This window comes from Tissierella pigra (assembly GCF_018917845.1).
Lineage (GTDB): Bacteria > Bacillota > Clostridia > Tissierellales > Tissierellaceae > Tissierella > Tissierella pigra.
Genome location: NZ_JAHLPJ010000001.1, coordinates 2397961 through 2419825, shown reverse-complemented (window position 1 = coordinate 2419825; position 21865 = coordinate 2397961). Strand labels below are relative to the sequence as shown.

Genomic DNA, 21865 nt, shown 5'->3' with positions numbered 1-21865 from the left:
AAAGAGGAGGTATTTCATTGGATATAAAAGGATTAATAAGAAAAGCTTTAGAGGCCCAACAAAAAGCATATGTTCCATATTCAAAATTTCATGTTGGTGCAGCTTTACTGACTGAAGATGATGAAATTTTTACAGGATGTAATATAGAAATTGCATCATATTCAGCTACATTATGTGCAGAAAGAACTGCCATATTTAAGGCAATATCTGAAGGACATAAAAACATAAAGGCAATAGTTGTTGTAGGAGATACAGATTTTACTTATCCCTGTGGAATTTGTAGACAAGTAATTAGAGAATTTGGAAATAATGCTAAAATAATCATAGCCAAATCTGAAGATGACTATAGAGAATATACATTGGAGGAACTATTACCTCATAGTTTCGGTCCAGAGGATTTAGAGGAAGCAAAAAACAGGAGTGAAAATAATGTATAAATCAGGATTTGTAACTGTAATAGGAAGACCAAATGTTGGGAAATCAACTTTGTTAAATCAGGTAATAGGGGAGAAAATATCCATAATATCGGATAAACCTCAAACCACAAGAAATAAAATACAACTAGTATATACAGAGGAAAACAGTCAAATAGTTTTTCTTGATACACCAGGTATTCAGATGCCTAAAAATAAACTAGGGGAATATATGTTAAAGATTTCAAAAAGCACCTTAGAGGAAGTAGACGTAGTTACTTTTATGGTTGATAATAGTATGGAAATTGGTACTATGGATAATCTAATAATAGAGGATTTAAAGAAAATATCTACCCCAATAGTTTTACTAATCAATAAAACAGATAAATTAACAGAGGAAGAAGTATTACAATTAATAGATAAATATGGTAAAATGAATATGTTTGAAGAAATAATACCCATATCTGCATTAAATAATAATAATATAGAAAGATATATAGAAGTATTAAAAAGTAAATTACCAGAAGGTCCACAGTATTTTCCAGAAGATATGATAACAGATCAGCCAGAAAGATTTGTTATAGCTGAAATCATAAGAGAAAAAGCATTACTTAGTTTAGAGGAAGAAGTTCCCCATGGAATTTATGTTTCTATAGATGGAGTAAAGGAAAGAGAAGGTAAAGATTTAATAGATGTTTTTGCTAATATATACTGTGAAAAAGATTCCCATAAGGGTATAGTAATAGGTAAAAAAGGGACCAAATTAAAGGAAATAGGACAAAATGCAAGAATGGATATAGAGTCTCTCTTGGGAAGCAAGGTAAATCTTCAAATTTGGGTTAAAGTAGAAAAGAATTGGAGAGAAAGAGAAAATAAAGTAAAATACTTTGGATATAAATAGTTAGGAAAAAACATGATAAGAACAGAAGGTATAGTTTTAAAAGAAATTAGATATAAAGATACATCTAAAATACTTAGTGTATATACTAGGAAATATGGTAAAATAGGTGTAATGGCTAGAGGTGCTTATAGACCTAAGTCTCAAATTATAGCCAATACTCAAGCTTTTTCTTATAATGAATATCAGCTTCATAGAGGAAAAAGTTTTTTTTACCTAAATCAAGCTGATATAATAGAATCATTTTATTCCATAAGAGAAAAAATAGAAAGAGTGAGTTTTGGATATTATCTCCTTGAATTAATTGATAAATCCATGCCAGAAGAGCAAGAAAATAATAAGATATTCGATCTTTTAATAAAGGGATTAACTATTTTATCTGAGTTAGATAAAGGATATTTTAAATTTATAACAGCATATGAACTTAAATTTATATCTTTTTTAGGCTATAAACCATATCTAAACAAATGTGTATTATGTGGAAAAACTAATATAAATAATCTAAAATTTAGCATATCAGAGGGAGGTATAATTTGTAACAGTTGCTTTTCATTTAATTCTTCAAGTATCAATATAGATAAGGAAATACTTGAGGGTATGAATTCTCTCTTATATAGTCCTCTGGAAGATGTAAATAAAGTTATTATTTCAAAGGAATCTCTTTATAAATTACACGAAATTATGGTACAATATATATTGTATAATATAGATAGACAGAAATTTAACTCTCTAAGTTTGATAAATTCTTTAGATAAAGAATTTATTTAAATGACAGAGACTTGACAAAAAAAACAAATTTTGCTAAATTATTAATCATATAAAATTTATATACGATGATGAAGAAAGAACAATAGATATTATTTAAGCGAGTCTGGGATGGTGTAAGCTAGATATAATTAATATTGAATAAGGCACTTCTGAGTATGCTTTTATAAAGTGGATACTCCTTAGGAGTATTAAATAGGGTGGAACCGCGGAAGTAGACCTTTCGTCCCTATGGGGATGTTGGGTTTTTTTGTTTTCATAAATTGTTAAACTAAGGAGGGTTTTGTATGTATTTTCAGGATTTAATGCTGAAATTACTAAATTATTGGGGAAATAAAGGATGTATAATATTGGAACCATATGACGTAGAAAAAGGAGCAGGAACAATGAGTCCTCATACTTTTTTAAGGGCCCTTGGACCAGAGCCATGGAAGGTTGTATATGTTGAGCCTTCAAGAAGGCCTGCTGATGCCAGGTATGGAGAAAATCCACATAGAGTATATCAACATCATCAGCTTCAGGTAATTCTTAAACCATCTCCTGAAGAAGTACAAGAAATGTATTTAGATAGTTTAAGAGCCATAGGAATTGATCCTCTCAAACATGATATTAGATTTGTAGAGGATAACTGGGAAGCCCCAACTTTAGGAGCATGGGGGTTAGGATGGGAAGTATGGTTAGACGGTATGGAGATTACACAGTTTACATATTTCCAACAAGTAGGAAGTATTAATTGTGAATTAGAGTCAGCTGAATTGACTTATGGACTAGAAAGAATCGCTATGTATTTACAAGATGTAGATAATATATTTGATATAAAATGGAATGAACACTACACTTATGGAGATATATTCAATAAAGCTGAATATGAGCATTCTGTTTATAGTTTTGAAAAAGCGGATATTGACACATTAAAAGGACTATTTAATACCTATGAAATCGAAGTGCAGAAAGTACTAGATGAAGGGCTTGTTTTGCCAAGTTATGATTATGTTCTTAAATGTTCCCACACTTTTAATGTATTAGATGCAAGGGGAGCCATATCTGTATCTGAAAGAACAAGTTATATCGGAAGAGTAAGAAATTTAGCAAGAAAAGTTGCAGCGAAATACATCGAACAAAGAAAAGAAATGGAATATCCTCTACTGAAAAAGGAGGGGCATAGTAATGAGTAAAAAATATTTACTGGAAATAGGTGTAGAAGAATTACCAGCAAGGTTAGTTGGGGATGCTTTAGAACAATTAAAAAATAATGCGGAAAATTTGCTTAAAGATGAGCGAATAAATTATAACAATATCAATGTATATAGTACTCCTAGAAGATTAAGCCTAATAGTGGAAGGATTAGATGAAAGACAAGAAGATTTAAAAGAAAAAGTCAAAGGACCTACAAAGAAAATAGCTTTTGATGAAAATGATAATCCAAGTAAGGCGTTATTAGGATTTATGAGAGGTCAAAATATAGATATAAGTGCAATATATACAGAGGAGTATAATGGTGTAGAGTATATCTATGCAGATGTAGTGAAAACTGGTAAGACTATAGAAGAAATTTTAAGTTTAAATATACCTAATCTAATAAAGATGATTAATTTCCCTAAATCCATGAGATGGGGAGGTAAAAATATTAGATTTGCTAGACCTATTAGATGGCTAGTTTCATTATTAGATGATAAAATAATCTCCTTTGATCTAGAAGGAATTGCAGTATCTAATGTTACAAAAGGTCATAGATTCCTAGGAAATAGCAAAATAGAAGTGCCTAGTGTAGATGAGTATATGGAGATTTTAAAGAAAAACTTTGTAATATTAGACCAAAAAGAAAGAAAAGATATTATTAAATATGGTTCGGAAAAATTGGTGAAAGAAAAGGGTGGGAATTTACCGAAAGATGAAAGTCTTTTAGATGAAGTAACTAATATAGTAGAGTATCCTACTCCGATAATAGGAAGGATAAAGGAAGAATATCTTTCTCTGCCTAAAGATGTAATAATAACTCCTATGAAGGAACAATTAAGATTTTTTCCTGTATTAGATGATAAAAATAGACTATTACCTTATTTTATCACTGTAAGAAATGGAAATGAAGAACATATAGAAACAGTTATAAAAGGAAATGAAAAGGTATTAGGAGCTAGGTTAGAAGATGCTAAGTTTTTCTATATGGATGATATTAAAAATCCATTAGAATCCTATGTGGAAGAACTTAAAAAAATAACCTTCCAAGATAAATTAGGAACATTATATGATAAAACTAAGAGAATTCAAAGCTTAGGTGTAAAAGTAGGAGAGTACCTAGAGGTTGGAGAAGAAACTGAAAAAAATATAGAAAGAGCAGGATATTTATCTAAAGCAGATTTAGTTACAAAGATGGTAACTGAGTTTACAGAACTCCAAGGAAAAATGGGTATGGAATATGCTAAAACCTCAGGGGAAAATGAAATAGTGAGTTTAGCCATATTTGAACAATACTTACCTAGATTTGCAGGAGATGAACTTCCAACTACTACAGCGGGTGCTGTATTAAGTATTGCAGATAAAATAGATACTATATCTGGACTATTTGCCATAGGAATTCACCCAACAGGCTCTCAAGATCCATTTGGTTTGAGACGTCAAGCACTTGGGATTATAAATATAATACTAGATAAAAAACTAAGTATATCTATTAATGAATTAGTAGAAACAGCTCTTTATTTTTATGTTGATATAAATGGATTGGCTTTTGATTATGAAAAAGTAAAACAAGAGATTATAGAATTCTTAAATGGAAGAATAAGAAATATGTTTATAGATATTGGTATCAGATACGATATTGTAGATGCAATAATCGGAACCAATATAGATGATGTTTATGATATGAAAATAAGAGCAAATAAATTAAATGAATGGTTGAAGAAAGAAGGATTATCAGAAATTTTATCTGCATTTAATAGAGTGTCTAATTTAGCTGAAAAGGCAGTTTCAGATGAAGTGCAAAGAAGCTTACTTACTGAAGATGAGATAGAGTTATATGATAAGTTTAATAGTATAGAAGAAAAAGTGAATAATTTACTTCTTAAAAAAGAATATGATAAAGCATTAGATCAATTAGTAGTACTAAAAGAGCCTATAGATAATTTCTTTGATAAAGTTATGGTAATGGTAGAAGATGAAAGACTAAGAAATAACAGACTAGGCTTATTAAAGAAAATATATGATATAATGGTTAAAATCTGTGATCTATCAAAGATAGTAAATAAATAACCCTTATTTATATTTTTAGATAATAAAAATATGGGGGGATACTATTATGCAATTAAGTGAAAGACAAGAAAAGATAATTGACATAGTCAAGGAAAATCAACCTATTACTTCTGAAGCAATTGCCAGTATGCTTAAACTTACTAGATCAACTTTAAGACCAGACTTGGCTATTTTGACTATGTCTGGAATATTAGATGCAAGACCAAAAGTAGGTTATTTTTATACTGGAAAAACTAGCCTTTCATATATTTCTGAAAAGATAAAAAAGATAAAGGTTTCGGACATAAAGTCTGTACCAGTAGTAGTAGATGAAGCTATTAGTATTTATGATGCTATAGTATTAATGTTTATAGAAGATGTAGGTTCTATTTATGTTACATCCAAAGGTCTATTGTCAGGTGTAGTATCAAGAAAAGACTTCCTTAGAAACGCCATAGGTGGTATAGATTTAAATAAAATGCCTATAGGTATGATAATGACAAGAATGCCTAATATAGTCTATGTAGAACCAGAGGATAGTATTTTAGATGCAGCAATAAAATTAATAGACCATGAAATAGACAGCTTACCTGTAATAGAAGAAGATAAAGAAGCAAAAGGTTATAAAGTATTAGGCAGAATAACGAAGACAACTATAACAGGACTGTTTGTAGAATTAGGTAAAAATGATTAAGGGGGCAGATTTATGGACAAAAGCCTAACAATTTATGTACTATCAGACTCCATAGGGGAGACTGGGGAATTATTATCTCGTGCAGCTTTAAGTCAATTTAACTCAGGAAGATATGAAGTTAGAAGGTTCCCCTTTATTACAGCAGAAGAACAAATCATGGAAATATTTGAAGAAGCTAAAAATGAACCTAGTGTTATAATCTATACAATAGTGATAGAGAAGTTAAAAAATTTTATAACATTTAAAGGTCATGAATTTAATATTCCAACAGTAGATCTAATGACTCCAGCTTTAAATGCAATTGAATCTGTTCTTGATTACCAGCCAAAGCGTGAATCAGGATTGATTAGAAGGCTAGATGAAAATTATTTTAGAAAAGTTGAAGCAGTTGAATTTGCTGTAAAATACGATGATGGAAAAGACCCGAGAGGAATAAAGAAATCAGATGTTGTGTTAGTAGGTATATCTAGAACATCTAAGACACCTTTAAGCATGTATCTAGCACATAAAAACTTTAAGGTAGCAAATGTACCTTTAGTTCCAGAGGTACCAGCCCCAAATGAATTATTTCAAAAAGATAATAAAAGGATCATTGGCCTTATTGCCAATTCAGCCAAACTAAATGAAATTAGACAGGAAAGGCTAAAAGCTTTAGGCTTAGGAAACAATGCTAATTATGCAAATATAGATAGAATAAACTTAGAATTAGAATATTCTAGAGAAATAATGGATAAACTTGGTTGTATAGTAATAGATGTGTCTTATAAAGCTATTGAAGAAACAGCAGGTCTTATAATAGAGCATATGAAGAGAAATTTTGGAGAAAAGGTCTTCCAATAGAAGTGTTTTAAAAACACTTCTATTTTATTTAAAAAATAAAAATTATTTCATTCAAAAAAGAAGGATTATTGAAACTTATGTTGTATATATAATAGTATGGATAAATTATGTGTTAGAGGGGTAAATAATGAATATAAGATTAAGAATAGAAGAAATAGAAAAAAACAATTTATCTCAATATGCCATGCTTAGCCAAAATTCAAAGGGAAGAAAAAACTTTGAAGGAAAATGTACTATGAGAACTGATTTTCAAAGAGATAGGGATAGAATAATTCATTCCAAATCTTTCCGCAGACTAAAACATAAGACTCAAGTATTTATAGCACCAGAAGGAGACCATTTTAGGACAAGACTAACTCATACCCTTGAGGTGGCACAAATAGGAAGAACTTTAGCAAGGGCTTTAAGATTAAATGAAGACCTTGTAGAAGCCATAGCACTAGGTCACGATTTGGGTCATACACCCTTTGGGCATACTGGTGAAAGAGTATTGAATAAACTGCATCCTAATGGATTTCATCATAATGAACAATCTATACGAGTTGTAGATATATTAGAGCATAAAGATGAAAAAATAGGATTAAATTTAACTTATGAAGTAAGAGAAGGTATATTGAACCATTCTGGAGAGAAGATTTCTGAAACTTTAGAAGGACAATTAGTGAAATACGCAGATAGAATAGCCTACATTAATCATGACATAGATGATGCCATAAGGGCAGGTGTTATTAAAAAAGAAAGCTTACCAAAAAAATCTGTAGAAATCTTAGGAAAAAGCCATGGTGAGAGAATAAATACCATGATTTTAGATATAATTAAGAATAGTATGAAAAATGATAAAATAAAAATGAGTGATAGTGTAGGAGCGGCAACTAATATATTAAGAGAGTATATGTTTGAGAATGTATATCTTAACAACAACGCAAAATCTGAAGAATATAAAGCGGAATACGTTATAGAACAACTTTACAAATATTATTTAAACAATATAGAAGCATTACCACAAGAACATTTAAACATTTATAAGAATATAGACTGTGATATAGAAGATATTATATGTGATTATATAGCGGGAACAACAGATAGATATATAGTAAATTTATTTAATAATATCTTTCTACCTAAACCATGGCAAAAATATTGAAAAAAAAGAAGGATTTTTGGATTTTATGTCGAATATAATCTTATGAAGTAAAATTATTAGAAAAGATTGATGGTAGGTGAGGTATTTAGGTGATATTATGACAAGTTATATAAATGATGAAACAATTGAAAAGGTAAGAGAATCTGCTGATATAGTTAGTATTATTTCAGATTATATTCAACTGAAAAAAACAGGTGGAAACTATGTAGGGCTATGTCCTTTTCATAACGAGAAAACTCCTTCTTTTTCAGTATCAGACACTAAGCAATTTTTTCATTGCTTTGGATGCGGAGAAGGTGGAGATGCTTTAGCTTTTATAATGAAAATGGAGAATTTAGAATTTCCAGAGGCAGTTAAATTCTTAGGAGATAAACTAGGTATTGCCATAGAGGAAACAAGTCCTAAAAATCAAAAGCTAATAGATGAAAAAAATAAATTTTATGAGATTAATAAGGAAACAGCAAGGTTTTTCTTTAGTAATTTAACTAAAAATGAATCAGGATTAAATTATTTATATAATAGAAAAATAAATAATAAGACTATAAAACAATTCGGCCTAGGATATTCTTTGAACAAATGGGATGATTTATATAAATATCTTAAATTTAGAGGATATAAAGAAGCAGATGCCCAAAAACTAGGATTAATAGGTAAAAAGTCAAGTAATGACGGATATTACGATAAATTCCGAAATAGAATTATGTTTCCCATAATCGATACAAAAGGTAGAGTTATCGGTTTTGGTGGAAGAGTTTTAGATAATTCCATGCCTAAATATTTAAATTCCCAAGAAACCCCTGTATTTAATAAAGGAGAACATCTCTATGGACTAAATTTAGTAAACAAATTCTCTGATAAAAAAAGAATAATATTAGTAGAAGGCTATATGGATGTAATTGCATTATTTAGTAAAGGGATAAACTGTGGAGTAGCAAGCCTTGGAACAGCTTTAACTGAAAGACAAGCAAAGCTACTTAAAAGATATGGAGAGAATGTATATATTTGCTACGACTCAGATCAAGCTGGTATAAATGCTACTGACAGAGCCATAGAAGTCCTACTAAAGGAAGAGATTGAACCCAAAATAATAAATCTTGGGGACTATAAAGATCCGGATGATTTTTTAAAAGAAAACTCTGTAGATCAATTTGAAAAAACAATAAATGAATCCTTTAATCATATAGATTATAGAATTCATATTAATAAGAAGAAATATAATATAGATGAAGCAGAGGGAAAAATAAAGTTTACAATTGAAATAGCAAAGATAATAAAAAGATTAAAATCTCCTATAGAAAAGGATGTTTATATAGAAAAGATTTCTAAAGAAATGAATATATCAAAAGAAGCAATAGAAAAGGAAGTATTTGGGAATACTATAAAACATATAGCAAATAGCACTTTTAGGAATAAAACTAAAGGTGATGATAAATATAAAAAAGAAAATATAGCTCCAGTTAAAACCATATTGCCTTCAGCCAGTCTTACAGCTGAAATCGATTTGATAAAATTAATGATTTTCGATAAAATTTATTTTGATATGCTAATTAAAGAGGTTTCTTTGGATGAATATATGAACTTAGAGTGTAAGCAAATTCTTAAAATAATAATGGATTTATATAAAGAAGATGAATATTTAGATGAAGAACTACTATATAAAAAGGCAAAGGAAATACCTAATATAAGTGAAGAACTACTCCATTTAGTATTTGAGAAAAGAATAAATTTTTCACCAGAAGATGTGGAGCAGATGATAAAAGACTTAATTAATACAATTAAGGTAAATAAACTAAGAAATAAAAGAGATGTGGTAAAAGAAAAAATAGAAAAGTTAGAGAATAAATCTGAGATGGACTCAAATGAAGAAGAACAATTTCTTTTACTATGTATAGAACTAACTAATTTGAATAAAGAACTAAACCTCATGATACATGAGGATGGGAGGTAAGCCAGTTGGATCAACAAAATAAGGATAAAGACAAAGCAAAAATAAATACTGCTAAAATGGAGGCTGTAAAGAAGCTAATAGACAAGGGAAAAAAAGAAGGAATGTTAACATATAGTGAGGTAATAGAAGTACTGGAGGATATTAGTATAGATGCAGACCAAATAGACGAGATTTATCAAAGCTTAGAAGCTATGGGAATTGAAGTAATTGGAGATAAAGAAGAGCTATTATTGGAAAAAGATGATATAGATGATAATATAGATAAAGATGAATTAGAAGAAGTGGATATAAAAGAAGATTTATCAGTACCTAAGGGAATTAATGTAGATGACCCTGTTAGAATGTACTTAAAAGAAATAGGAAAGATACCCCTATTAACTGGTGATGAGGAAATTAAACTAGCTAAGAGAATGCAAGATGGAGATGAAGAAGCAAAGAAGAAACTTGCAGAGGCTAACCTTAGATTAGTAGTAAGCATTGCTAAAAGATATGTAGGTAGGGGTATGCTTTTCTTAGATTTAATTCAAGAAGGTAACTTAGGACTTATGAAAGCAGTAGAAAAGTTTGACTATGAAAAAGGATTTAAGTTTAGTACCTATGCTACATGGTGGATACGTCAAGCCATTACAAGAGCCATAGCTGATCAAGCTAGAACCATAAGAATTCCAGTTCATATGGTTGAGACAATAAATAAATTGGTTAGAGTTCAAAGACAATTAGTTCAAGAGTTAGGAAGAGATCCTAGTCCAGAGGAAATAGGTAAGGAAATGGGTATGGAAGTTGAAAGAGTTAGAGAAATCATGAAGATAGCTCAAGAGCCAGTTTCTTTAGAAACTCCAATTGGTGAAGAAGAAGATAGTCATTTAGGTGACTTTATACCTGATGATGAAGTACTAGCTCCAGCAGAAGCAGCAACATTTACTATGCTTAGGGAGCAATTAATAGATGTATTAGATACTTTAACTCCTAGAGAACAAAAAGTTCTAAGACTAAGATTTGGATTAGATGATGGTAGAGCAAGAACATTAGAAGAAGTAGGAAAAGAATTTGAAGTTACAAGGGAAAGAATCAGACAAATAGAGGCTAAAGCTTTAAGAAAATTACGTCACCCAAGCAGATCTAAAAAATTAAAAGACTTCTTAGAATAATAGAGGTTCGCCTAAGGCGAATCTTTATTACATTTAATATAAGTGTAATAGAGATTATATCTATAATTTAGAAAGGGAGAAAATAATGAAACTATCTCAAAGACTACAGGCTATAGGAAACTTTGTACCTAATAATTCTATAGTAGCAGATATAGGTACAGATCATGGATATATACCAGCTTATTTAATTCAAAACAATATATCTAAAAGAGTTATAGGGACAGATATATCAAAAGGATCTTTGGAGAAAATAATTGACTATATAAGAGAATTAGGAATCGAACATAGGGTAGACACTAGATTAGGTGATGGACTAGAAGTAATAAAACCCTATGAAATAGATACAGTAATTATCGCAGGTATGGGTGGATTATTGATTCGGGATATACTTGAGAATCATAAGAAAGTTACAGATTCCATAATCAATTTTATATTTCAGCCCATGGTAGCTTCAAAAGAATTAAGACAATATTTAATAGAAAATAAATTTGAAATTATAAAAGAGGAATTGGTGAAAGAGGAAGATAAATATTATGAAATAATTTATGCTAAAAAAGGATTATCTTTTATTAAAAAAGATATATATTATGAAATAAGCCAATTCTTAATTAAAGAAAGACATCCTTTATTGAAGGAATTTATAGAAGAAAAAATAACATCAACTAAAAAGATAATGGAAGAAATAAAAGATATAGGTTCAGAAAAATCTCAGGAAAGATATTTAGAATTAAAAAATTCTTTAAAGGATTATGAGGAGGTATTAAAGGAGGTTGAAGGCTAAAGCGATAATGGATTTAATGAATAGTTGGGCATTGCCAGAGTTAATTGATGACTGGGATAATACTGGTTTTCAAATAGGTGATGACAATAAAGATGTAAGTAGAATATTACTTGCTTTAGATTTAAATGATAAGATCTGCCAAAAAGCAATTGAAGAAAACTTTCATATTATAATAACTCACCATCCACTTATATTTAAGCCTATAAATAGTATAACTACATCTAACTATAAGGAAAAACTTGTATATAATTTAATTAGAAATGAGATTGTAGTGTATAATGCTCATACAAATTTAGACAGGGCAGAAGGAGGAGTAAGTCACCAACTAGGAAAACTTCTTGGTTTAAAAGAAGGTAAGCCTCTGCATTTAAACTTTGAAAAATCTTTTGGATATGGTAGAGTAGGAGATATAGAAGAAATAAGTTTAAATGATTATATAAAGGTGATAAAAGAACAATTAGATACTGAAAATGTAATAGTATATGGAAATCAGGAAAAACTTATAAAAAGGATTGCGGTTTGTGGTGGTAGTGGAGCTGAGTTTATATATGATGCCTATAGGGAAAATGCAGATATTTATATAACGGGAGATATAAAATATCACGAAGCTCAAATGGCAGATGAACTAGGTTTAACAATAATTGATGCAGGACACTATCATACTGAAAAGATTATATTGCCAGTTATAAAAACATACTTAGAAAGCAAATCTAAGGAAAGTTTATATATAGAAATATATAATAATCCAAGTCCATTTTATAAGATATATTAAAGGAATATTTAATTATTTAAAGGATAAGATAAAGATGAAAGATATATATTATGTAAATTATAGAAAATATATCCTTTGCAAATTTTGACGATTTATGGTATATTATATATCTACATTATGAGTAAGTTGAGTGGTCGCGTGTGGTAACACATGAGGAAAGTCCGTGCTTCGTAGGGCAGGATGCTGGATAACGTCCAGTGGGGGTGACCCTAAGGATAGTGCAACAGAGATATACCGCCAGAACTCTTTCTCAGTTCATAATAACGATTACTACTGGGTTTGCAGTGAAATAGCCGATGAAATAACTGAAAGATGGGGCTATCTGGTAAGGGTGGAAAGGCGAGGTAAGAGCTCACCAGCATTTAGGTGACTAAATGGCTATGTAAACCCCATCTGAAGCAAGACCAAAAAGGAATATAAAAGGCGGTTGCCCGCTGCCATTCCAGAGGTAGGTCGCATGAACCTATTGGTGACAATAGGTCTTAGATAGATGACCATTTAAACAGAACACGGCTTATAGACTTACTCGTATACATAATCAAAACATCAGCTTTTCAGCTGGTGTTTTTTTATTGGTTGATTTTTGAAAAAGAGTATCTCTATACTTTTCGCATCAATTGACTTTATGGACTATTCACTGTTTAATCATTCATATATTCTATTAATTTCCATATATCTATGCTATAATTAGAAAACCATTTAAATTAATAATAGAGGAGATGAGACATTGAAAAAAATAGTTCTATTAGTAACAATTATTATAATGCTTTTATCATCTGTTGTTCCAAGCTTTGCATTATCACCATTGGGATATGATGATAGAATTAAAAACCTAGTTGTTTTAGAATACATACCAAGCACATATGTAGATGAAGCTGAGAAACCACTTACTAGAGTAGATTATGCTTTCCTAATCTCTGGTTTTCACCAACCTCATTATTATACTAAGGGAATGTATATGAGTGGACAAACATATAAGGATGTTCCAACTTGGGCGAATCCATATGTTGACTTTTGTATAAAAAATGATTTAATTCAGGATATTGATAAGAATAATTTTGGAGCAGCAAATCACATTTCTAAAGAGCTTTTCTTAGAATTTTTGATTAAGGAGTTAGGTCATGATACAAATGGTAAAGATATATATACTTTAGCCCAAGATATCTATCTTTTAGATTTTGAAGAGGTTGAAAATTTAAAAGAATTAAAGGAATTTAGGATTAAGGATGCTCTTTATTTAATATATAATGCTTTTCTACTAGTTCCCAAAGGAGAACAAAATATTATTTTAGCAGAACAGTTAGCTGAAAAAGATCTTCTTAACTCTTATTATTTAAAAGAAAGGGGACTTAGATATGAGATAGTATCCGAGAGAGAATACTATAAATATAATAAAGATAAGATTAATATGAATCCAGAGATAAAATCCTATGAAGAAGGAAATACAGCAGAATATGGAATTGATAACTCTATACCACAAATGATAATAGAGGGCGACTACATATATTATGTAACAGCGGACTACAATATAGATTATTTAAGAATAAAGGAGAGAAATACTAAAACAGGGAAAACGAGAATTTTAGTTGATAAAAAGGGTGTATATAATATTCTTGGGAAAAGAAAGGATTATATATACTATGTCCAAAGTTCTGATGAAATCTATAATTCTGGGATTTATACAGGGGTACACAAATTAGAATTAAGATCTGTTAATGTTAAAACTATGGAAGATAGATCAGTTGATTCTAAGGAAACAGTGAATGATTACAGAGGGGGAATAGTCTATTATTTAGGGAAAAATTATATATATAAATTAAAAGAATTTCGAACTTTATATTCTATACCTATTGAAAAATTAGGTTCTTCAAAATGGGAATCCGTATACTATAATAAAGATGGAATAAATGTTATTACAGTTGGAAACGATGATAGCGTATATGGTAATTATTTAATAAATGATACATCGAACCCTGTAACATTAATAGGAATAAAGCCTAACGGAAAATTAATGGAATATGGAAAGTATGATTATATTGCTAATTTAATTCAATTAGATGAATGGCTCTATATTTCATGTAAGGATTTGATTAAAATCAATAAAAATACAAAGGAGGTTCAATTAGTTATTAAAAATAGTGGTATAGTTAATATTCAATATCCTTGGCTTTATTATGCCAATGATGGCTATTACAGAATGAAATTAGATAGTGAAACTCCTTTAATTCAACAAGTACATTACTCCTATTCAGATGTATATGGAACTTACGGTAAGCTTATCCTATATAAAGATAAAGCATATACCATGAAGCGATATACTGATGAAGTCTTTAAAATATTCACTATTGATATGAACACTTGGAAGAAAAAAGAAATCTTAGATAATAGAAAATAGAAAAATTGAAGTAAGTCTAAGAAAGAAAAGGTACTAAGTACACTTCGGATTTTGTTGCAAATAATGAAGAGAGACCCGTTAAACTAAGATTATAATAGTAGCTGAAACTGAAAAATGAGTCAATGGAACCTTTAAAAAAACTCCAACAACTAAAAAATATTACAATGAAGAACATGATATATCGTCATCTATAGGGTTAATTCCAAAGGAGATGTTAGATATAAACTATAAAGAGATTTGTAAAGGTATGATGTATTGTTTAACATTTAGAAAACCATAAAATATATAATAAGAAATATATTATATATTTTTAGAATATTATTGACATTTAATCTGTACTATTATATTATATTCTAAAGTGGTAACAACCAGATATTTAAACAATAAAGATAACTAGGGAAACTTATGGAGGGAACAGACAATGGATAGAAGTGGCATAATACCTTTATATTATCAATTAATGGATGAAATAATTAAAATGATTGAAAAAGGTAATTTACAAGCCCATGACCAGTTGCCATCGGAAAGGGAATTATGTAACACTTATAATATTAGTAGATCTACTGTAAGACAGGCAATTCAGGAATTAGAGAATGAAGGGTATATTTATAGAGTTCATGGAAAAGGAACGTTTATATCTCCAGAAATTTTTAAGCAAAGCCTATTGAAGATTTATAGTTTTACAGAGGAAATGAAAAAACTAGGAAAAACACCTAGTTCTAAAGTATTGTCTTTCGATATAATAAGTTGTGATGAAAAATTGTCTAGAAAAATGAAGTTAAATCAAGAAGATAAGGTATATGTTTTTACAAGATTAAGGTTAGCAGATCTTAAACCAATGATGTTAGAAACAAGTTTTGTACCATGTGATAGATTCCCTAACTTAACTAAAGAAGAACTAGAATCCACTCCAATGTATGATATATTTATGAAAAAATATAATGCTAATTTTACAAAAGCAGAAGAGATATTTCAAGCAGTCTTAACTAGAGAATTAGAAGCCGATCTTTTAGAATATCAAACTGGACTTCCTAGTATGATGATTGAAAGAGTTACTTATGAAAATGATTTTATAATAGAATATACAAAGGGGGTTGCTAGAGGGGATAAATTTAGGTATCAAGTAGTATTAAATAAATAAAAAAATTTTAAATCAACTGGTAATGACGTCATAACATCAGAACGTCATTACGAGTGGATATGTATGAAAGGAATGATTAAATGTTTGGATATACTAAGGAAAACTGGACTCAGATAAATGGACTGAATACAGCCAGTGAAATATATCAACAACCTAGACTATGGGGTGAAGTAATAGAAATAGTAAAGTCAAATATAGAAGAAATAGGAAATTATTTAGAGAAGAGATTAAATAAAAAAGATATTAGAGTAATCTTAACAGGAGCTGGTACTTCAGCCTATGTCGGTGAAATAGTGGCTGCTAAATTAAATGAAGGAAAAAAAAGTATTTATGAGTCCATAGCTACAACTGATATAGTAGATAATCCAGAGCTTTATTTAAAGAAGGATATACCTACAATATTGGTATCATTTGCTAGATCAGGAAATAGTCCAGAAAGTGTTGCAGCATATAATCTTGCTAATGAGTTAGTATCAGATATATCTCATATTTTCATAACTTGCAATAATGAAGGAAAACTTGCGAAAATATCTACTGGTAAGGAAAATATTCTATTATTAACTATGCCAGAAGAATCAAATGATAAAGGGTTTGCTATGACAAGCAGTTTTTCATGTATGACTTTAGCATCACTATTGATATTCGATTTGGAAAACTTTAAAAAAAATGAAAAACAAGTTATGAAATTAATATCCATTGGTGAAATCATACTAGATGAAGGCTATAAAGGAATACAACCAATTATTAGTGATGATTATAATAGGATTATATATTTAAGTTCTAGTAATTTTAGAGGATTGACAAAGGAAAGTGCATTAAAGCTTTTAGAGTTAACTAGGGGTCAAATTGTTTCTCAAAGTGAAACTGTATTAGGGTTCAGGCATGGACCTAAGTCTATAGTAAATGATAAGTCTGTTATTATAGTTTATATATCTGATAATGACTATACACGTAAATATGAAATAGATATATTAAAAGAAATTTATTATGACGTAGGCAATCACAAGTTAATAGCAATATCAAATAATTATTATGAGGAAATAGAAGATATTACAGATAAATATTTATATTTAACTAAGGATAAAAGTGAAATAGAAAATATAGGACTTATATCATTACTGTATGCAATATATGCTCAAGTATTTTCTTTATTTTATTCTGTGAAATCAGAAGTAGAACCAGATAATCCTAATCCAAGTGGATTAGTAAATAGAGTAGTAAAGGGGGTTACAATATATAAATACTAATAAATTTAAACAACCTTATTAAAAAAATGTTAGGGGGAGAAAAATGAAAATTAAAAGAAGTTTGTCAATTTTATTAGTAGTGATGATGCTTATTACTGTAGTAGCAGGATGTTCAAAAAATGATGCAGGTAATTCAACAGATGGCAAGGTAACATTGACTTTTGGTCTATGGGATAAATATCAAGAGCCAATTATGAGAGAATTGGCAGATATGTATGAAGCTAAAAACGAAAATATAAAAATTGATATACAATTAACTCCATATGGACAATATTGGACAAAGCTTGAGACAGCTGCAACTGGAGAAGTACTTCCAGATATATTTTGGATTAATGGACCTAATATAGTTAAATATGCTGCAAATGATATGCTAGTTCCATTAGATGAATTAGTTGAGTCTAATAATATTGATCTTAGTGTATATCCAGAAGGATTAATAGACCTTTATACTGTAGAGGGTAAACTATACGGTATACCAAAGGATTGGGATCTTACAGCACTTTGGTATAATAAGAAACTTTTCGATGAAAAGGGCGTAGAATATCCAAATGAAAATTGGACTTGGGATGATATGGTTGAAGCGGCAAGAAAATTAACAGATAAGGAAAAAGGAATTTATGGTATAGCTTCAAGACCTGATACACAAGAAGGTATATATGATACAATTCCTCAAGCAGGAGGATATATAATTTCTGAAGATAGAAAAACTTCAGGATATGATACAAAAGAAGCTTTAGAAGGAACGAAAATTTGGATAGATCTTTTGGAAGAAGGATTGTCACCAACTCTTGAAGAACAAGCTGATACAAACGCTATAGAATTATTCAAAGGTGAAAAAGTAGCTATGGTATATGCTGCATCATGGAATGTGCCAGTATTTATGGAAAATGAAATCATTAAAGACCATATAGATTTAACTGTAATGCCTTTAATAAAAGAACGTGCTGCCACTATTCATGGATTATCAAATGCCATAGCAGCTAATTCTAAACATAAGGATGAGGCATGGGACTTTGTAAAATTCTTAGGAAGTAAAGAAGCAAATGAAGTATGGGCTAAGTCTGGAGCAGTAATTCCAGCTCATAAAGAGGTACTAGATATCTGGGAATCTTCGTATCCAGATATTAACTTAAAAGCTTTTGTTGATGAACTAGATTATGCAGTTATGTATCCAGTTTCAATGAATACTTCAAAATGGAATGATGTAGAAACTGAGTATATTAAGCAAATGTGGAATAGGGGTATAACTGTAGAAGAAGGATTAAAGAAAATAGCTGAGTTAATGAATGAGGCTTTAACTAAAGAACAATAATAGTTTAAATTTTGTCGATTAGCCTTGTAATAAACAGGGCTAATTGATTCTTAGATTGTAAAAGCCCTTACCAACTTGAACTATATTCTGCGAGGGGCTTATTATAGAAGGAGGATCACATGAAAGCTAATACTGATATTAAAAACAACCAGAACAATAAGGCCTTAAAGGCATCTGGAAAAAGAAAGCTTAATGATCTTTTTTGGGGATATTTATTAATTTTACCAACAGTGCTGGGACTTGCAGTATTTTATATAGCTGCATTTTTTCAAAACTTATACTATAGTTTTACAAACCTAGGGGCCTTTGGTAAATATAAGTGGGTTGGAATGGAAAACTATATAAATGTGTTTTCTGACCCTAAGGTACCACAGGCTCTAATAAATACTGTTAAGTTTACAGTTATTAGTGTACCTATTAGTATTATCATATCTTTATTTATAGCTACATTATTAAATTCAAAAATAAAGGGACTATCATTGTATAGAACTTTATACTTTTTACCAGCTGTTACTATGCCAGCAGCCATTGCCATGATGTGGAAATGGTTATATAACGGACAGTATGGATTACTTAATCAGTTGCTAGCTAAAGTGGGAATTGAAGGACAGGCTTGGATTGCAGACCCTAAATTTGCCATGGGAGCTTTAATTGTTGTAGGAATATGGAGTTCATTAGGAATGAAGATTATATATTTCCTAGCTGGATTACAAGGCATACCTAAGGCATATTACGAGGCAGCAACCATAGATGGAGCAGGTCCTATTAAACAATTTTTTTCCATAACACTTCCTTCTTTAACACCAACTATATTCTTTGTAATGATAACTTCACTAATTGGTGCACTTCAAATGTTTGATTTAATATTTTTAATGATTAGTAAAACTAGTTTAGCCGTAGATAGTACCATGTCAATAGTATATTTATTTTATAAATATGCCTTTGAATTCCAAGAAAAAGGATATGCTTCTGCCATATCAATTGTATTATTTATGATAATCTTGGTTATTACTGCAATTCAATTAAGGCTACAGAAAAAATGGGTAAACTACTAGAAGTGAAGGGAGTAGGAATATGAAGGAAATTTCATCTAATAAAAAAAGAATGCAAATCAACAAAATAATTATACATCTGTTACTTATTTTAGGTGCGATTATAACTATAATACCATTTGTTTGGATGATTTTAACATCATTTAAAACTTTAGGTGAATCAACAATTATTCCTCCTACAATATTTCCCAAACAAATGCAATGGGAAAACTATAAGGAGGCTATGAGAACTCTAGAGAAGTCAAACATATGTGACACAGACCTCTGAAAAATTTTCTCTGAATAATGCTGTGGTTTTCTTAAATTGCTAGTAATTATTTTGTCAAGGAGGAAAGCGATAGCGATCCTTGATTAAATAATTATTAGTAATACCATCTTAAGCAGCATTTTTAGAGAAGTACTCCTCAACTATTTCATTTGGCGTCTTAAAGTTAAGAATTTTCCTTGCTATGTTATTGTATTTGTTACTATATCTTCTAAATGACTTCTCCATTTCTTTATAGCTACTAAACCGTCTTCTGCTGTAGAATAATTCATTATCTATCCTATGACTACGCTCTACTATACCATTTTGCCATGGTGAATATGGACGAATACGTTTGTGTTTTATATCTAGCTTTTCTAAATACTTTTCAAATCTAGTTTTCTTATTTGTAATATCTTGATCATTAACAAATTCGATTCCATTATCAGTTTGAACCAATTCAACTTTAAATCCTAATTTATCTTCTAATCGTGTTAAAAAGTTAGATGTACTATATGTGCTAAGTTCATTAACTAATTCTAAATATCTCTTTCTTGAATATTCATCAATAGCTGTTATTTGGTAGTATCTGCTATGATTACTTGCAAAGCCAATACATTCATTTGGAACATACTTTACATCTATTTGTACTCTTTCCCCTGGATAAGTAGCAAGGTTTTTATGATAGTTAGATTTAGGATAGCTCACTCTTTTCTTTGCTACATTTAATTTCATTTTTCTTATCTGTCTACACATAGAATCATAGGTTCTTTTATACCCTGCATCTCTTAACTTACGATATATCTGTGCATAACCTTCATGCTGATGGTATCGATGCTTATATCTTATTAAATCTAACTCTTCTTGAGTATGTTGATTAGGATGTGACTTTGGTCTTGTACTTCTATTGGCCAAGGATTTTACATCACCATCATATCTTTTTCTCCAGCGTTGAACTTGCTGACGGCTGGTATGGTATTTTCTAGCTGCCTTAGCATTATTATCATGTTTAATTGCATATTTAACTACCCTTTGACGAAATCTCATCTCTTCTGTTATAATTGTTTTCATAAGGAAAGATCCCTCCGATTTTTGTTTGTTATGGTAAACAACATTATATCAGAGGTCTTTCCTTTTTTCATATTTACTTGTCACAAATGTATTGTCTCATATCAAAAACTATAAGGAGGCTATGAGAACTTTACCTTATGGAAAGTTTTATTTCAATACTATTGTTTATACAATGCTGACAACTATAGGACAAATTGTATTTTGTTCCATGGCAGGATATGCCTTTGCAAGAATTGATTTTAAAGGTAAGAACTTTATATTTGTATTGATTTTGTCTGTATTAATGGTACCAGGACAAATATTTTTAATACCACAGTTTATGATTATGAAAAAGCTAGGATTACTAAACTCTATTACTGCACTAGTGCTTCCAGGTCTATTTAGTGCCTATGGAACTTTTCTTATGAGACAATTTTATATGGGAATTCCAAAAGAATTGGAAGAGGCAGCTCGTTTAGATGGATGTAATCATTTTACAATATTTTGGAAAATAATGACTCCATTGGTGAAGCCAGGAATAGCAGCCCTTGCTATTACAGCTTGTTTATATTGTTGGAACTCATTGATGTGGCCTTTAATAGTAAATACATCTATAGATAAAATGACATTATCAGCAGGATTATCAACTTTAAGTGGTCAGCACGGAACAAACTTCCCTGTTGCAATGGCAGGTACTGTACTGGCAGTATGGCCTATGATAGTATTATTCGCTATCTTCCAAAAACACTTTGTTGAAGGAATGGCATCTACCGGTTCGAAAGGTTAAGAGTTTAAT

20 protein-coding genes and 1 other RNA gene are annotated in these 21865 nt (G+C 30.0%); 20 read left to right on the top strand and 1 reads right to left on the bottom strand.

Annotated elements, in window-relative coordinates:
• The first annotated feature begins 17 nt into the window (after positions 1-17).
• The 19 genes from KQI41_RS11820 to KQI41_RS11730 all read left to right on the top strand — a co-directional run bounded on the left by KQI41_RS11820 (position 18) and on the right by KQI41_RS11730 (position 20043).
• Positions 18-437, top strand: coding sequence for a cytidine deaminase (locus KQI41_RS11820; protein WP_154440154.1), 420 nt, complete (start codon positions 18-20; stop codon positions 435-437).
• Entirely contained in the window at positions 430-1314 is an 885-nt protein-coding gene (gene era, locus KQI41_RS11815; RefSeq protein ID WP_154440155.1) for a GTPase Era, read from the top strand. The genes KQI41_RS11820 and era overlap by 8 nt, the downstream gene beginning before the upstream one ends.
• A 12-nt stretch (positions 1315-1326) precedes the next feature.
• Positions 1327-2079, top strand: coding sequence for a DNA repair protein RecO (recO, locus tag KQI41_RS11810; protein ID WP_154440156.1), 753 nt, complete (start codon positions 1327-1329; stop codon positions 2077-2079).
• A gap of 284 nt (positions 2080-2363) precedes the next feature.
• Entirely contained in the window at positions 2364-3251 is an 888-nt protein-coding gene (gene glyQ, locus KQI41_RS11805; protein ID WP_154440157.1) for a glycine--tRNA ligase subunit alpha, read from the top strand.
• Positions 3244-5322: a glycine--tRNA ligase subunit beta gene (gene glyS, locus KQI41_RS11800; RefSeq protein WP_154440158.1), complete on the top strand. Its 2079-nt coding sequence runs from the start codon at positions 3244-3246 to the stop codon at positions 5320-5322. Before glyQ ends, glyS begins: the two co-directional genes overlap by 8 nt.
• A gap of 46 nt (positions 5323-5368) precedes the next feature.
• Positions 5369-5995, top strand: coding sequence for a transcriptional regulator CcpN (gene ccpN, locus KQI41_RS11795; protein ID WP_154440159.1), 627 nt, complete (start codon positions 5369-5371; stop codon positions 5993-5995).
• A gap of 12 nt (positions 5996-6007) precedes the next feature.
• On the top strand, positions 6008-6835 hold the full coding sequence (locus KQI41_RS11790; RefSeq protein WP_154440160.1) for a pyruvate, water dikinase regulatory protein: 828 nt from the start codon (positions 6008-6010) through the stop codon (positions 6833-6835).
• A 127-nt stretch (positions 6836-6962) separates the two neighbouring features.
• Positions 6963-7979 (top strand): deoxyguanosinetriphosphate triphosphohydrolase, encoded by a 1017-nt coding sequence (locus KQI41_RS11785; RefSeq protein ID WP_154440161.1) that lies wholly within the window; start codon positions 6963-6965, stop codon positions 7977-7979.
• A gap of 97 nt (positions 7980-8076) precedes the next feature.
• The gene (gene dnaG, locus KQI41_RS11780) at positions 8077-9927 is read left to right on the top strand and encodes a DNA primase (protein WP_154440162.1); all 1851 of its coding nucleotides are present in this window, start codon (positions 8077-8079) and stop codon (positions 9925-9927) included.
• Between the two features lie 5 nt (positions 9928-9932).
• A complete protein-coding gene (rpoD, locus tag KQI41_RS11775; protein ID WP_154440163.1) occupies positions 9933-11075 on the top strand; it encodes an RNA polymerase sigma factor RpoD in 1143 nt (380 codons plus the stop codon).
• Between the two features lie 85 nt (positions 11076-11160).
• Positions 11161-11856, top strand: a complete 696-nt coding sequence (locus tag KQI41_RS11770; RefSeq protein ID WP_154440164.1) for a tRNA (adenine(22)-N(1))-methyltransferase — start codon at positions 11161-11163, stop codon at positions 11854-11856.
• Positions 11846-12628: a Nif3-like dinuclear metal center hexameric protein gene (locus tag KQI41_RS11765; RefSeq protein WP_154440165.1), complete on the top strand. Its 783-nt coding sequence runs from the start codon at positions 11846-11848 to the stop codon at positions 12626-12628. Before KQI41_RS11770 ends, KQI41_RS11765 begins: the two co-directional genes overlap by 11 nt.
• Positions 12629-12746: 118 nt before the next feature.
• Positions 12747-13161, top strand: an RNA gene (rnpB, locus tag KQI41_RS11760) — RNase P RNA component class A.
• A gap of 194 nt (positions 13162-13355) precedes the next feature.
• Positions 13356-15023: a hypothetical protein gene (locus tag KQI41_RS11755; protein WP_154440166.1), complete on the top strand. Its 1668-nt coding sequence runs from the start codon at positions 13356-13358 to the stop codon at positions 15021-15023.
• A gap of 421 nt (positions 15024-15444) precedes the next feature.
• Positions 15445-16164 carry a GntR family transcriptional regulator gene (locus KQI41_RS11750; RefSeq protein ID WP_154440167.1) on the top strand — a complete coding sequence of 240 codons (720 nt, stop codon included), beginning with the start codon at positions 15445-15447 and terminating at the stop codon, positions 16162-16164.
• An 80-nt stretch (positions 16165-16244) separates the two neighbouring features.
• A complete protein-coding gene (locus tag KQI41_RS11745) occupies positions 16245-17411 on the top strand; it encodes an SIS domain-containing protein (protein ID WP_154440168.1) in 1167 nt (388 codons plus the stop codon).
• Between the two features lie 43 nt (positions 17412-17454).
• The gene (locus KQI41_RS11740; protein WP_154440169.1) at positions 17455-18723 is read left to right on the top strand and encodes an ABC transporter substrate-binding protein; all 1269 of its coding nucleotides are present in this window, start codon (positions 17455-17457) and stop codon (positions 18721-18723) included.
• Positions 18724-18842: 119 nt separating this feature from the next.
• Positions 18843-19778 carry a carbohydrate ABC transporter permease gene (locus KQI41_RS11735; RefSeq protein ID WP_216585352.1) on the top strand — a complete coding sequence of 312 codons (936 nt, stop codon included), beginning with the start codon at positions 18843-18845 and terminating at the stop codon, positions 19776-19778.
• A gap of 19 nt (positions 19779-19797) precedes the next feature.
• On the top strand, positions 19798-20043 hold the full coding sequence (locus KQI41_RS11730; RefSeq protein ID WP_216585351.1) for a hypothetical protein: 246 nt from the start codon (positions 19798-19800) through the stop codon (positions 20041-20043).
• A 108-nt stretch (positions 20044-20151) separates the two neighbouring features.
• Here KQI41_RS11730 and KQI41_RS11725 read toward each other — a convergent pair whose 3' ends face one another.
• On the bottom strand, positions 20152-21090 hold the full coding sequence (locus tag KQI41_RS11725; protein ID WP_216584566.1) for a DDE-type integrase/transposase/recombinase: 939 nt from the start codon (positions 21088-21090) through the stop codon (positions 20152-20154).
• Positions 21091-21211: 121 nt separating this feature from the next.
• Here KQI41_RS11725 and KQI41_RS11720 point away from each other — a divergent pair, with 121 nt between their 5' ends.
• Entirely contained in the window at positions 21212-21856 is a 645-nt protein-coding gene (locus KQI41_RS11720) for a carbohydrate ABC transporter permease (protein WP_216585350.1), read from the top strand.
• The last annotated feature ends 9 nt before the right edge of the window (positions 21857-21865 follow it).